Raw genomic sequence first — 14,132 nt, 5'->3', positions numbered from 1 at the left:
GAAATATATGGACAATTCTCAAGTTACAGTTTCACACGCTATCACGAAGACGCAGCTTAATTCAATAGGCATAGATTTACCCGACGATCAGATGGATGCATTAATACAACATGCAGAAGAGACGATTGGTTTACGGATAGGCGAGGAAGTAGCTGATTCACTTGATGAAGCACAGCTAGAACAGTTGATTGCGATGCAGGAGAATAACGTGTCGCCAGAAGAGATTGATGAGTGGCTTAGCGAGCGGGTCGCAGATTATGCTCAAATAGTTGAAGATAATGTGGCAATTATCCTCGGAGAGTTAGTTGAAAACACAGCTGAGATTGTTGACTCATCAAATTAGTTTCAACTGGCGGTCGTTAACGCCAAATACCCCGTGATTTTACGCGGGGTATTTTGATATGATAGAGATATGCCGCGAAACTTTGAGAGCAGCTTTAATTTCACTCCGAATCCGGAATGGATACCTGACGAACACGAGTCGGACAAAGACGACGTTGATTTGCGTCATGAAAGTGAAGTATTTCTTGATCATGAGCGAGTTGATAATCATAAAGATGTTGATGATGAGTTGGCGCAATTACGCGATCAACTGAGCGAAGATACAGATGGAATTATGCATCTCAATATCCCGGCGTATCAATATGATTTTGCCGATAATCCGTTTGTCGGCATGTCGCCAGATCGTATTAAGACATACGAGATTTCGCGTTATATTGATATTGTATTTTTGCACAGATACATGTATCAAGATATAATTGTATGCGGTTTACAGTCGCGGAAATTCGTGTCGGAACGCGGGAGGGCTGCATTTGTTAAGAAGATAAAAGAGGTAGGCGGATTGCCGTACACTATTGACCGCAAAAAACCTTATGATATTGTCGGTATCCCCTTTATACCGTTTATGACATTTCATAGTACTGATGCGTTGTTTCGCTTATATCACACAATTGGGCAGCGTGTGGCGGAGCGCCCGCATGTTCCGCTTGACGTGTGGCTGATCTACGATGCACGGGCGTACCGCGAAGTTCCATACCGCGAAGACTTCCGTTCGGCGTATGTGCTGCGCGACGGATATAGCCGGCGCGCGTCGCTGCTGGGAATTGCGCAAATAAATTAGTATACTAGAAGGAAATGGAGGTAATATGTTTAGTACAGATGAATATGAATTAAAAATGACAAGCGCGTTAGAACACTTTGAGGCGGAACTTGCGAAGATTCGCACTGGTCGGGCGCACCCAAATATGCTTGATGGCATCCGAGTAGAGGCGTACGGTACGCTGATGCCGCTCAATCAGGTGGCAAACGTGACGGCGCCGGAAGCGCAATTGTTGCAGATTACGCCGTTTGACCCGAGTAATATTCAGGCGATTGCGGCGGCGATTCGTACTGACCAAAGCTTAGGGTTTAATCCGAGCGATGACGGCCGCGTTGTACGCGTGCCTGTGCCGGCGCTCACTGAAGAGCGGCGCAAGCAGCTCGTGAAGCAGGCGGGCGAAAAGGTTGAAGAGGCGCGGATTGCTCTGCGCAATGTTCGTCAAGAAGGCTTGAAAGAAGCAAAACGCATGAAAGAAGCAAAAGAACTGTCCGAAGACGATCTGAAAACGATTGAAAAAGAATTTGACCGTTTAATGGGCGAATTTCAAGACAAACTGGAAGCAATGTTCAAGACGAAAGAAAAGGATATCTTAACGATCTAAATGAGCGAGCGAGGTAGTATTCCGACACACGTCGGCTATATTGTTGACGGCAACCGGCGTTGGGCGAAAGCGCGCGGGCTTGATTCGCAGGCAGGGCATGAGGCTGGGTACGAGAAAGTTAAAGACATCGTGCTTGATACGATTGACCGCGGCGTGCCGTACGTGAGCGCGTATATATTTAGCACCGAAAATTGGCACCGAAGCGGTCCGGAGGTGAAGTATCTGATGGATTTGGTCGTGAAATTATTATCGGAAGATTTGCCGGTTTTTGTCGAGCGTGGTATACGGCTGCGTGTAGCAGGAACGCGCATACGCTTAAGCCGGCGTGTCAAGAAGGCAATTGATAAGGCGGAAACAGCGACGAAAGACTTAACAAATGGTACGGTCATTTTATCGTTCAACTATGGCGGGCACCAAGAGATTATTGATGCAGTGAATCGGCTGCGTAAAACATTGTCGGCGCAGAAAAAAGTTACAGCGCAGATCTTTGAGCAATTCTTATATACACCCGATGTACCGCCATGTGATTTGATTGTCCGGACGAGCGGCGAACAGCGCTTAAGCAATTTCATGCTGTGGCGCAGTGCTTACAGCGAGCTGATCTTTATCAAAAAAGCTTGGCCTGACATGACAAAGCGCGACGTAACCGCTATACTAAAAGAATACGCAAAACGATCACGGCGATTTGGAGGGTAAATGAATTTAGTATGGGGTATTGTGATAGGGGTCATTGCACTCACGGTTTTGGTGGTATTGCACGAACTAGGGCATGCGCTGGTGGCACGCCGGAACGGCGTACGTGTTGAGGAATTCGGTATCGGATTTCCGCCAGCGGCGTATAAAAAGAACGTAAAGAAAAGTTTTCTTGGCAAAAATGTCGTATATAGTGTGAACTGGTTGCCGCTTGGTGGGTTTGTAAAATTACAAGGCGAACATGACGATGATAAAAAACCTGGCGACTACGGTGCGGCGACATTTTGGCAAAAAACAAAAATTTTACTCGCTGGTGTAGCGATGAACTGGCTAGCTGCGGTAATACTCCTGACGATCTTAGCATGGTTTGGTTTGCCGCAGCTTGTTCCGCACCAGTTTACAGTGGCGAGCGATACGCACGTTATCTATAATCCCGTTGTGCTTGCAAGTATTGAGAAAGACTTGCCGGCGGAAAATGCAGGGCTGAAATCGGGCGATGCAGTTATCTCTGTGAACGGCGAAAAAATTAAGACGAGTGCGCAGCTCTCAGAGGTGTCTGCAGCGCATAAGGGCGAAATGGTACGCGTGACGTATAAACGAGACGGTACGGAACGGGTAGCGCACGTAGCGCTTCGCAGCGCGAATGACGACAAGCACGGTTATTTGGGCGCAGGTTTGTCGCAGGAGCGATTAACGCGATCGACATGGTCCGCGCCAATTGTTGGCGTTGGCGTGACAATGCAGCTGACGGGGATTACGCTGCAAGGGCTAGGGCAAGTGATTGGCGATGGTGTGTCCGGCTTGGTAATGAAATTGGTTCCAAACGACTCGGCGCAAAAACAAGCAGATCAAAAGTTGAGTTCGGCGAGTCAAAGCGTCGGCGGCCCCTTGAGTATATTTGGTATCCTGTTTCCTGCAGCAGAGCGGGCGGGTATGCGCTATGTCGTGATGATGACGGCGCTTATTTCGCTCACGCTTGCGGTGATGAATATACTACCGATTCCGGCGCTTGATGGCGGGCGGTGGTTCGTGACGGCGGTGTTCCGGCTATTGAAGAAACCGCTCACTAAGGAGCGCGAAGAAAAAATTCACGGCACAGGGTTCTTAGTGCTTCTGGTTCTGGTTGTGCTGGTAACAATATCAGATGTGGTGAAATTATTATGAAGGTAGTGCTCAAGAAGCCGCATCTTGCGTTTGACAAAGCGCAGTGGATCGGCGTGGCGACGTGGATTGGCGGCATGGCTGCTGCGTATGTTGTAGCGGCATACTTGTCGAGCGGGCTATTCTTGGTATTGCAAAAAATTGGTGCTTTGCCGTTTGCAAACCAGACAGTGTTGGTGTTAGCGCAACATGTCGTGGCGTACATAATTGTCATTACACTTTTGCTTGCAGGCGCTTGGCGCTTGCGGCAGACGCTTTCGCGCCGCGATATGGGGCTGTGGCGACTGCTTGATTGGCGCGATATTGGGCTGAGTATCGTCGGGATGCTTGCGTATCTCGTGCTAACTGTGCTGTTGCTCGCGGTTGCGCGATTGATTCCGGGGTTTGATGTCAACCAGGTGCAGAACACGGGGCTTGGTAAACTATATTCGTACGATTTATTGATGGCGTTTTTGGTGCTTGTTATTGCGACACCATTCTTTGAAGAGCTGCTATTTCGCGGCGTACTATACGGGCGGCTGCGCTCATTGCGGTTGTCGTGGTGGCTGGCGGCGGTGATTGTAAGCGCGCTGTTTGGGGTGGCGCATATGCAGTGGAACGTTGCAGTTGATGTATTTGCTTTAAGTCTAGTGATGTGCGCATTACGCGAGAAAACTGGGAATATTTGGGCGGGCTTTTTAGTGCATGTTATTAAAAATTTCATTGCGTTTTACGTTGTATTTGTAGCAACGTAATCATATATGAGAGGCTAGGCAGATATTCAAGAGCAGGGTACAATACAGAGTATGCGGTTATCGAAAAATTTCACTAGAACAACAAAACAAGCGCCTGCTGACGAGGTGGCGCGCAATGCGCAGCTGCTGATTCGTGCCGGATTTGTTTTTAAGACAATGGCCGGCGTATACTCGTATACGCCGCTTGGTTTACGCGTACTTGAGAACATCAAACGAATCGTGCGCGAAGAGATGAACGCGATTGGCAGCCAAGAGTTAATCATGAGTACGCTGCAGCGTAAAGAGTTGTGGCAGGAGACTGGACGGTGGAGCGATGAGCTTGTTGATGTGTGGTTTAAGTCTACATTGCAAGACGGCACAGATGTTGGGTTCGGCTGGACGCATGAAGAGCCGATCGTTGAGTTGCTGCGGAGCTATCTAAAAAGCTACAAGGATTTGCCGATCAGCGTGTATCAATTCCAGAATAAACTGCGCAACGAGCTGCGCGCCAAAAGCGGTATCATGCGCGGGCGTGAGTTTATCATGAAAGATATGTATTCAGTGCATGCGACGAAGGAAGATTTAGATATATACTACAATCAAGTGATTGAGGCATACAAGCGGTGCTATGATCGATTTGGCATTGGTGATGATACGTATGTGACGTTTGCGAGCGGCGGTGCATTTACGAAATTTAGCCACGAGTTTCAGACGATTTGCACAGCGGGCGAGGACTATATCTATTTGCATCGCGGTAAGAATATTGCGGTGAACGAGGAAGTGCTGGACGACGCTGTGAAAGAGCTTGGCATTGATCGTAGCGAGTTAGAAAAAGTTAAAACAGCGGAAGTCGGTAATATCTTTAATTTCGGTACACAAAAGTCTGAAGAGATGAATCTCGTCTTCACAGGCAGTGATGGCGTGCAGCGGTATGCGTACATGGGCAGCTACGGTATTGGTATTACGCGTGTCATGGGTGTGATCGTCGAAAAGTTTGCTGACGAAAAAGGATTAATTTGGCCAGAAAATATCGCGCCGGCGCGAGTCTACCTGGTGCAAATTGGCGAGAAATCGCGTGCCGCAGCTGACGAGCTGTATGAGCTGCTTAAGACACAAGGTGTTGAGGTATTGTATGACGATCGTAATGAGCGTCCAGGTGTTAAATTTGCCGACGCCGAATTGATGGGCATCCCGCTGCGCGTGACGGTAAGCGATCGTTTGCTTGATGGTAAAAAATGGGAAGTTGTTACGCGTGCAAGCGGTAAGCAGCAACTCTTGACGACAGACGAGCTGCTTGCTACACTGAAGTAATCTCATCAAGGTGACTCGAAATTGCGGGATAATAGTACTAATCAGATGGATTAGGCCATCCCTTGATGGGGTCTGTAAGCAGGAGGTAATAAGCATGAAAAAAACGTATCAGATTACACAAGCAGGACGCAAAGAGCTGGAGGCGGAATTAGCAGAACTGAAAGGCCGTCGCGGCGAAATTGCCGATAAAATTGCCGAAGCACGCGAATACGGCGATTTAAGCGAAAACGCCGAGTATGATAGCGCTCGCGAGGAGCAAGGGCTTGTAGAAACACGCATTGCTGAAATTGAAGATATTTTACAAAACGCTGAGGAAATCAAGGGCGGCGCAAACCATACAGTGTGTCTTGGCAGCCGCGTCGCGATTGAGGCGAATGGGAAGACAACGGAATATTCGGTGGTTGGTCCGGTTGAGGCTGACCCGATTGGCGGTAAAATTAGCGACGAATCGCCGCTTGGTGCTGCGTTGATGGGTAAATCGGTCGGTGAAACCGCGACAATCACGACGCCAAAAGGCGAGACGGTGTACACGATTAAATCAATTGCATAAGATTCCCCTAGTAGCGGGTAAAACATAAGCGGTCGCTCATAAGCACTATGCGACCGTTTTTTTATGCGGGCTAATGGCCAATCTGTTATACTAAAGATAATTATGGCGACATTACAAGATTATCGGAACGAACGATTGCGAAAATTAGCTGCGCTACGCGAACTGGGCATTGATCCGTATCCGGCGCGCGTAGAGCGGACGCATACCTGCGCCGAAGTGGTTGAAAAATTTGATGAGCTAATAGGGCAGATGGTCAGTGTGGCGGGGCGGATTGTGTCGATTCGCAGTTTCGGCAAATTGGCATTTATCAAGTTGCGTGATGCGAGCGGCGACGTGCAATTATATTTGCAAAAAGATGATGTAGCAGAGCTGGATGTAGGCCGCGGCATATTGGGTATGAAGCAGCTGAAGTTGCTTGATACTGGCGATTTTGTCCAGGCGGCCGGTCGCATGGTGACAACGAAAACCGGCGAAAAGTCGGTAGGCGTGCATGAATTACGATTGTTAACAAAATCTTTGCGCCCGATGCCGGAGAAACTTGACAATAAAGAAGAGCGATTTCGCCGCCGCTATGTTGATATGAATGTTAATCCCGAAGTGCGCCAGCGCTTCATTCGCCGCAGCAAATTTTGGCAAGCGACGCGTGATTATCTCAATCGGCACGGTTTTACAGAGGTGAATGTGCCGGTATTAGAACACACCACCGGCGGTGCTGATGCTAATCCGTTTGTTACCCACATGGACGCGTTGGACGACCAGCAATTTTACCTGCGTATTAGCCATGAGCTGCCTCTCAAGCGCTTGATCGGCGCTGGTTTTGAGAAGGTCTACGATCTCGGTCCGCGCTTTCGTAACGAGAACTACAGCGACGAGCACTTGCCCGAGCATATTGCCATGGAGTGGTATGCTGCTTATTGGGATTGGCGACAGGGTATGCGCTTCATGGAGGATATGTATAAGGATGTGCTGCAAAAAACTTTCGGCACATTACACTTTCGGCTTGGTCAGTTTGACGTTGATATGAGCGGCAAATGGGATGTCTGGGATTATGCCGAGGTGATTGATCAGCATTACGGAATCGATGTGTACCATACGACAATTAACGAAGTGGCAGCGAAGTTGAAGGAGCATAGCCTGGAAGTTGAAAAGACTGATTCTATTCCGCGCGGTATTGATAAGCTTTGGAAAAATATTCGTAAGAGTGTGGCGGGACCAGTCTGGCTGGTTAATACGCCGAAGTTTATCTCGCCGCTCGCCAAAGCGAATCCAGATAGTCCGCAGACAGTGGAGCGCTTTCAGCCGATTATCGCAGGCAGCGAGCTGGGTAATGGCTTCTCGGAATTAAACGACCCGATTGACCAGTTGAATCGCTTCATTGAACAACAGCGAATGCGCGATGCTGGCGACGATGAGGCAATGATGTTAGACATTGATTACGTGGAGATGCTGGAATACGGTATGCCACCGGCGTGCGGCTGGGGTTGGAGCGAGCGGGTATTTTGGATTTTCGAGGGTGTGAGTGCTCGCGAGGGTGTACCGTTCCCACAGCTGCGGCATGAGATTGACGAGGTGACCAAGGCGATTTATTCAGAAGCAGAATTACAGTGAGTGTATGTAAGTTACAATTCGCGGCAGTCTCCTTTTGATGTTACTGCCCTCGGCTCAAAAGGCTATTGAATCGCGGCTTTATGATGAATGCCCTAATATTGATTATCCTTGGGGAATGTTCATCGCTAGAAAAATCATGAGCAGGAGAAAAATATGTTGATTCTAGCAACAAAATCAAGCACGAAACGTAGTTTGATGGATAGAAGCGGATTAGAGTATATAGCTATGCCGGCTGATGTTGATGAGCGTTCTATCGAAAATGCTCACCCTAGTCTAAACGCTAAAGAAACGGTAATATTGTTGGCGCGAGCAAAAGCCAAAAAGTTATCTTTAGTGTATCCTAATGAGTTTATTATTGCCGCTGATACATTTGGGGTTTTACCAGACGGATCGCGGTTGCATAAGGCTAAAACTACAGAAGAAACAATGAGGATGTGTTTAAGTCAATCTGGCCAAACAGTCACAATCTATACGGGCATATGTGTTGTCTATCGGAGTAAATTTTATACGGACACTACTGAAACGAAAATAACTTATACGAATTTTGATAGAACAACGCTAGAAAAAATTTGGGCACGTGTGACAGACCCAGCTCGGCGTAATGCGGCGCTCGGTTTCCATGTTGATGCACCTGGGTTCACACTAGTTGAGAGGATAGAAGGGTCGTATTTGGGTGCACTTGGCTTGCCGCTTGATAAGGTGCGAGTATTGTTGCACCAAGTCGGTTATAAAAATATTGATTATACTTGAGAGTGGAAGCTGAAGTGAGATTCTGATAAGGATTTGTTAGACATAGAGCTAATTGATAATTATCGATTTAATTAAAAGGAGCAATCATGACCAAATCTATAATTTGTAAAGACGTCTTTGGTAGTCAATATACCGTGCCGGTCAACGAGCTAAATATTCGCGTTGGCGTGTATGCTGTTATTATCGAGAATGGCAAAATTTTGTTGACGCGTCAGTGGGACGGCTACAGCTTAATTGGCGGCGGCGTTGAAAAAGGCGAAACAATTGAAGAGGCTATTATTCGCGAAGTCAAAGAAGAGACTGGGCTTGCCATGATGCCAGATAAAATTATCCATCAGGCGACGACCTTTTTTAAGCGTAACGCCGAGTCAAAAGCTAATCAATCGATTCAGCTTTATTTTACACACAGCCAGTTACGCGGCGAAATCAGTAACGACAAAATTACCGCGAGCGAAAAAACTTACACGCACGGTGCGCCGGAATGGGTAGATTTGAGCGAAATTGATAAAATTAATTTCCGTCACAGCGTGAGCTTAGTGACGATTCTACGGGCATACAATGAAAAGTAAGGAGTTGGGTGTTGCTCGATAACGGTATGAACCGATTGACGAAGCGGGTGCGGTAGTTAATAATTAGCTTAATGAATAATATAATTTATTTCGCCACCTCAAATTCGCAAAAATTCACCAGCCTGAAAAGCCTGCTCGTACCACTAGGGATTGATCTGCGGCAGCTAGAGTACGACTTTGACGAGGGGCGCGATTTGGATATTCGCAAAATTACCGAAGCGAAGCTCATACAAGCTAAGCGTGCTTTTCCGGGCAAGCGATTGGTAGTCGACGACCGTGGCTTTTTCATTCCGGCGCTGGGCGGTTTTCCAGGCCCATTCGTCAAACTGCTATTAGATAGCTTTAGTTACAAAGGCTTAATCAAACTAATGGCAGGCGAAACAGATCGCCGAGCAGTGTTCTCGTTTGGACTCGGTTATTTTGATGGAAAAAGCGACGTAATCCTGACGGCAGACGAAGTCGGGTTTATCATCGACGAGCCCCGCGGCGATAACTTACACGGTTGGACAGAGCTATTGTATGTATATGGTTATGATACTTTTCCCGGCAAGAGTTTGGCGGAGCTGAATGATGATGAATGGCGGGAATATCTAGCATCAATTGAAGAAGTTGACGTGTTTGCAAAACTGCGGGATCATTTAATTGAAGCTTTGAACAGAAAAGAATGACGCTAGATGGGTTTTTGCAAGGTTAAGTACTCACAAAGTTTGCTGAAAAATTTTCAAAGAAAAACAAGGCTATAAGGACTAAGTTTTCAAGGTATTTGAAGAGGTGGCTCATAGCAAGGAGAATGGTCTGGTCTTATGGTGTGAAGAAATTCCATCCTAAAAACTTTGATGATATTTGATTTAGATTACGAGTAGGCAATTATAGGGCAATTTTTCGTATTATAGATAATGAATGGTCTATATTTTGATATAGAACAAGGGGTGTAGTATTCTCTGAATACGGCAAATTTGAATTTGTGGCGCAGAGGATATAGGGAAGTGGCCAAGACTATTTGATTAATTTGAGCGGGATTGATTTCACTGAAAATAGGTTCAGTCGCTTAGCCTAAAACAACTTCTAATCTATTGAGCTACTATCTAATGAACAATTGAAAATTCATTACATATGTGCTACTATTAATTTATGTATACAGTTACCATTACATCACAAGGACAAATAACTATCCCGGCGGCGGTTCGGCGAGCAATGGGATTGAGAGCGGGTGACGAACTATCACTGTCGGTTAGCGCGGATCACAACAGTGCAAATTTGCGAAAAGTGATGACACTGGATGAGCTGACCGACTTCGCTATGTCGAAGATTAATGCTACGGCAAAACCAGTAGCAGACGCGAACGCATACTATCAACAACACCGTCAAGAGAAAATCCGATGATTGCCGGTTCAATTGATGCTAATGTCGTGCTGCGAATTATCCTCAATGATCTGCCTACGCAGCGCCAGGCGGCTATTAACCTGCTTAGTCAACACGCGCCGTCTCGGTTCCGTCTCGACACGATTGCGGCAGCTGAGGCGGTATTCGTGCTAGGTCGGAACTATGGCATGACCCACAGTGATATCGCAGTAGTGATGGGTAATTTTCTGAAACATCCACAAATTCTGAGTAAGTTAGCGATCCTTGAGCCGGCTTTATTGCACTTTGCGGCACATCCGGCGCTGAGCTTTGAGGACTGTGTTTTGGCGGTGCAAGCCAGGCAGGCAAAGGCACTGCCTCTATATACGTTTGATAAGAAACTAGCACGGCAAACAGAGGGAGCAGCTCTTGTTGAGTCTGTGCATGAGGAGGCATCTGAATCAGCTAGCGGTAGCTTCCCAGGCCAATCGCGAAAAACAAGCCGGTCAGGAAAATAATAGTTGTAAAATGTGTCGCAGCAGTTGGCGGTAATATTAGTGGGCGGCATGAATGCGACTAATTAAGTTGGTGATACTTCACTGATTTTCAAAAGCGACTTTATAGTTTGACGCTGATCCATTTTTTGGTAGGCTTCGTTGATATTGTCTAGTGTAGTGGTGCAAGTGAAAACTCTCCCAGGATTGATATCGCCCTTCAGTACGGCGTTAAGGAGGAGCGGTGCATAAGCGCGGGTTGGGGCTGGACCGCCGTGAATGCCGACGCTGCGGAAGAAAATGTCAGCGAAGGGAATAGTCACGCCGTGTGGTACGCCGACGCTACCGACGGTGGCGCCGGGACGAGCGATGGCGATGGCGGTTTGTACTGAGGTGTCACTGCCGACACATTCAAGTACTGCATCGACGCCGACATTCTCCTCTGTTAAAGCCTTAACTTTAGCTTCTCCTTCCTCGCCGCGCTCAGCCACGATGTCGGTGGCGCCGAACTCTCTGCCCAGAGCTTGGCGGTCGTCGTGTCGACTCATCAGGATGATCCTCTTAGCTCCCAACATTTTGGATGCAATCACGCCGCATAGTCCCACCGCACCATCACCAACGACTGCTACGGTGTCGCCTGGCTTAACGCGCGCCATGATCGCGGCATGATAGCCAGTTCCCATGACGTCGCTAACAGTGAGAATAGAAGCGAGCTGTTCGTCGGAATAGTTACCGTCGGGGATTTTATACAGCGATCCGTCAGCGAGCGGTACGTATGAATATTCGCTTTGCCCGGTGTGATACCAAGTGCCATGTAGGCAGTTGGTCTGATGTCCGGCGCGGCAATTTGCGCAAGTACCGTCGCTTAGTCCAAACGGGATAATAACGAAATCGCCTGGCTTGAAATTTTTGACGTCTTCACCGACTTGATCGACAACGCCAATGCCTTCGTGTCCGACTTGGCTGCCACTCGGCATTTCGCTAATACCGCGATAAAACCATAGGTCGCTGCCGCACACGCACGTTCGCACCACCCGAATGATCGCATCGGTCGGCTGTTGTATTGTTGGCTTGTCAATATTTTCGCAAACGACTAAGCCTGGTTGTTTGAAAATTGCTGCTTTCATGGATTTCCTCCTCTTAGCTACTAATATCTATTATAACTCTTATGGTAAGGGATTGACGCGCGCAAATATTTTTAGAGGCGCGGCGCGCTTGTTCTGTTATTTGGTTGGCTGATCATTCGATAGTATACTTAAGCATATGAAGCGGGCGATCTTCGGTAGTATTGTCGCAGTGATGATTGCGCTGTTAGGCGCGAGCAGCGCGATGGCGGCGCGCAGTAATACGAGCGATACAAACAACTTTACGATTACAAATTACAACGTGCGATTAGAGCTGGGGCGCGACCGCAATAATCGTTCAACACTTAAAACGATCGAAACGATTACCGCAGATTTCCCGCCAGACCAAAATCACGGTATTACGCGTCAATTTGTGAAGAAATACGATGGGCACGCGATGAATTTCGCATTAGAGTCAGTGAAAGACGAACATGGTGTTGACCTTGAGTATTATCAGAGTGGCAACATGCTCCGTGTCGGCAATAAAAACGCGTATGTCAGCGGAGTGAAGACATACGTCATCACTTACACACAGCGCGACGTTACAAGATACTATAGCGATACACAAAAAGACGAATTCTATTGGAACGCAATTGGAACAGATTCTCCTGTACCAGTAGCAACGGCAACAGTAACGCTTAAATTGGATATAGCACTTGCCGGCAAGGTAAAAACAAACCTACAGTGCTATTATGGTGCGCTGCAAGCAAAAAATACATGCGAGTCGACAGTTTCGGGCACGGAGTATTCGCTGCACGTAAACAATCTTGAGCGGTATCAAGGTGTGACAATTGCACTTGGGTTTGAACCGGGAACGTTTGCTGCGTACCAGCCATCATTACGCGAACAGTTGCCAAATATCATTGCGATCGGAGCAGCAGCTATGTTTAGCGTGGGTATTGTTGTGCTATTATTCTGTTCGCATGAGCAGAAAAAGAAATTTATGAAAGAACTAGCACAGGCAAACGCGATCCGGCGGCAGCCGGTTGCGCCAGAATACGTTCCGCCTGCCGGACGCTCTGTTGTTGAGTCAATAGCGATCTTGAAGTGGCCAAATCTCGGTAAGGCGCTGTCGGCGCAAGTGGTTGATTGGGCGGTGCGTCACATTATCGAAATTCGTCAAACAGGCACAGGTAAGCATGATTATATGCTTGTGACAAAAAAATCGTTTATAGACACGAGTAAATATGAACAAACTCTCGCTGCAGTAATATTCGGCAATGATCCAGCCGTGGGGACGGAGCGGACATTTACGCAAATTAAGCAGAAGAGCTACTCTGTATCGTCGCGGTTTTTGTCGTCATGCCGTCAAATAAAGCGGGGCGAGTTATTCTTATATAACCGCAAAGAAATATCACTATATACGACGTGGCTGGTTACATCATTGACATCTATTACTGCGATATTTTTCATAATACTATGGCTATTGGGCGATGATGCTGAAGGCGGAACTGTTTCGTTTCTAGCAGCCGCAGCGTGTGCTGGTGCTGCTATTTTGAATATTACTATTGCAGCTATTATGTCGCGCCGCGCACAGAACCGGCTGAGCGCGCAGGGTGAAGAATTAAAACGCTATTTGCGGGGATTAAAGCTGTATATCAATGCCGCCGAAGCCGACCAGCTGCGTATGCTGCAAAGTCCGGAAGGGGCGGACAAAGTAGGCGATGTGGCGAGCGATAATGGTGCGCTAGTGCGGCTATACGAACGCTGCTTGCCGTACGCGATCGTCTTTGGCTGCGAACGAGAGTGGAATAAACGGCTTGGGCGGTTGTATGAAGAGATGAGCGAGTCGCCAGATTGGATAACTGCAGATGGCATATCGCTCGGCGCAAATATCGCAGTACTTTCTCAATTGACATCGGATTTTTCGGAAATTGGCGTAAGCAGCATGATAAGCAACGCTAGTTCGTCATCAACCTCTGGCGGTTCATCGGGCGGCGGATTTTCTGGCGGCGGCGGCGGGGGAGGCGGCGTCGGCGGCTGGTAATCTTGCTTAGGTGAGCGTAAATTAAGATTGAGTTAAAAAGGTAATAACGCTAGCAGGCTAGAACAGCAAGGAGGCGATGTTGCTTGACTTTTTATAATACTTTGTATAACATAGAACTAACGAAGATAATC

General features: G+C 47.6%; 16 protein-coding genes. 15 read left to right on the top strand and 1 reads right to left on the bottom strand.

Features of this window, described 5'->3' with window-relative positions:
* Nucleotides 1-7 precede the first annotated feature (7 nt).
* From J5A52_04320 to J5A52_04255, 14 genes are all read left to right on the top strand, one after another.
* On the top strand, nucleotides 8-343 hold the full coding sequence (locus J5A52_04320) for a hypothetical protein (GenBank protein QUB37343.1): 336 nt from the start codon (nucleotides 8-10) through the stop codon (nucleotides 341-343).
* A gap of 69 nt (nucleotides 344-412) precedes the next feature.
* Nucleotides 413-1,120, top strand: coding sequence for a hypothetical protein (locus tag J5A52_04315; GenBank protein ID QUB37342.1), 708 nt, complete (start codon nucleotides 413-415; stop codon nucleotides 1,118-1,120).
* A 25-nt stretch (nucleotides 1,121-1,145) separates the two neighbouring features.
* Nucleotides 1,146-1,700 carry a ribosome recycling factor gene (gene frr / locus J5A52_04310; GenBank protein QUB37341.1) on the top strand — a complete coding sequence of 185 codons (555 nt, stop codon included), beginning with the start codon at nucleotides 1,146-1,148 and terminating at the stop codon, nucleotides 1,698-1,700.
* On the top strand, nucleotides 1,701-2,396 hold the full coding sequence (gene uppS, locus J5A52_04305) for a di-trans,poly-cis-decaprenylcistransferase (protein ID QUB37340.1): 696 nt from the start codon (nucleotides 1,701-1,703) through the stop codon (nucleotides 2,394-2,396).
* On the top strand, nucleotides 2,397-3,557 hold the full coding sequence (locus J5A52_04300) for a site-2 protease family protein (GenBank protein ID QUB37339.1): 1,161 nt from the start codon (nucleotides 2,397-2,399) through the stop codon (nucleotides 3,555-3,557). It abuts the gene before it with no gap.
* Nucleotides 3,554-4,288: a CPBP family intramembrane metalloprotease gene (locus J5A52_04295; GenBank protein QUB37338.1), complete on the top strand. Its 735-nt coding sequence runs from the start codon at nucleotides 3,554-3,556 to the stop codon at nucleotides 4,286-4,288. Before J5A52_04300 ends, J5A52_04295 begins: the two co-directional genes overlap by 4 nt.
* A 51-nt stretch (nucleotides 4,289-4,339) precedes the next feature.
* Nucleotides 4,340-5,578 (top strand): prolyl-tRNA synthetase, encoded by a 1,239-nt coding sequence (locus J5A52_04290; protein QUB37337.1) that lies wholly within the window; start codon nucleotides 4,340-4,342, stop codon nucleotides 5,576-5,578.
* 94 nt (nucleotides 5,579-5,672) lie between these two features.
* Nucleotides 5,673-6,128: a transcription elongation factor GreA gene (gene greA / locus J5A52_04285; protein QUB37336.1), complete on the top strand. Its 456-nt coding sequence runs from the start codon at nucleotides 5,673-5,675 to the stop codon at nucleotides 6,126-6,128.
* A gap of 102 nt (nucleotides 6,129-6,230) precedes the next feature.
* Nucleotides 6,231-7,736, top strand: a complete 1,506-nt coding sequence (locus J5A52_04280; protein ID QUB37335.1) for a lysine--tRNA ligase — start codon at nucleotides 6,231-6,233, stop codon at nucleotides 7,734-7,736.
* A 153-nt stretch (nucleotides 7,737-7,889) separates the two neighbouring features.
* Nucleotides 7,890-8,486: a Maf family protein gene (locus tag J5A52_04275; protein ID QUB37334.1), complete on the top strand. Its 597-nt coding sequence runs from the start codon at nucleotides 7,890-7,892 to the stop codon at nucleotides 8,484-8,486.
* A gap of 86 nt (nucleotides 8,487-8,572) precedes the next feature.
* Nucleotides 8,573-9,055: an NUDIX domain-containing protein gene (locus tag J5A52_04270; GenBank protein ID QUB37333.1), complete on the top strand. Its 483-nt coding sequence runs from the start codon at nucleotides 8,573-8,575 to the stop codon at nucleotides 9,053-9,055.
* A 71-nt stretch (nucleotides 9,056-9,126) separates the two neighbouring features.
* A complete protein-coding gene (locus J5A52_04265; protein ID QUB37332.1) occupies nucleotides 9,127-9,723 on the top strand; it encodes a hypothetical protein in 597 nt (198 codons plus the stop codon).
* 463 nt (nucleotides 9,724-10,186) lie between these two features.
* On the top strand, nucleotides 10,187-10,438 hold the full coding sequence (locus J5A52_04260; protein QUB37331.1) for an AbrB/MazE/SpoVT family DNA-binding domain-containing protein: 252 nt from the start codon (nucleotides 10,187-10,189) through the stop codon (nucleotides 10,436-10,438).
* Nucleotides 10,435-10,914, top strand: a complete 480-nt coding sequence (locus J5A52_04255; GenBank protein ID QUB37330.1) for a hypothetical protein — start codon at nucleotides 10,435-10,437, stop codon at nucleotides 10,912-10,914. The genes J5A52_04260 and J5A52_04255 overlap by 4 nt, the downstream gene beginning before the upstream one ends.
* Nucleotides 10,915-10,976: 62 nt before the next feature.
* On the opposite strand, the gene J5A52_04250 is transcribed toward J5A52_04255, so the two are convergent.
* On the bottom strand, nucleotides 10,977-12,017 hold the full coding sequence (locus J5A52_04250) for a zinc-dependent alcohol dehydrogenase family protein (protein QUB37329.1): 1,041 nt from the start codon (nucleotides 12,015-12,017) through the stop codon (nucleotides 10,977-10,979).
* Between the two features lie 136 nt (nucleotides 12,018-12,153).
* Between J5A52_04250 and J5A52_04245 the strand changes: the two genes are divergently transcribed.
* On the top strand, nucleotides 12,154-14,001 hold the full coding sequence (locus tag J5A52_04245) for a DUF2207 domain-containing protein (protein ID QUB37328.1): 1,848 nt from the start codon (nucleotides 12,154-12,156) through the stop codon (nucleotides 13,999-14,001).
* Nucleotides 14,002-14,132 lie beyond the last annotated feature (131 nt).

Origin of the sequence: TM7 phylum sp. oral taxon 349 (assembly GCA_018127705.1) — a bacterium.
GTDB lineage: Bacteria > Patescibacteriota > Saccharimonadia > Saccharimonadales > Saccharimonadaceae > Saccharimonas.
The sequence above is the reverse complement of the archived record's forward strand: the minus strand, read 5'-3'. Positions and strand labels throughout refer to the sequence as shown.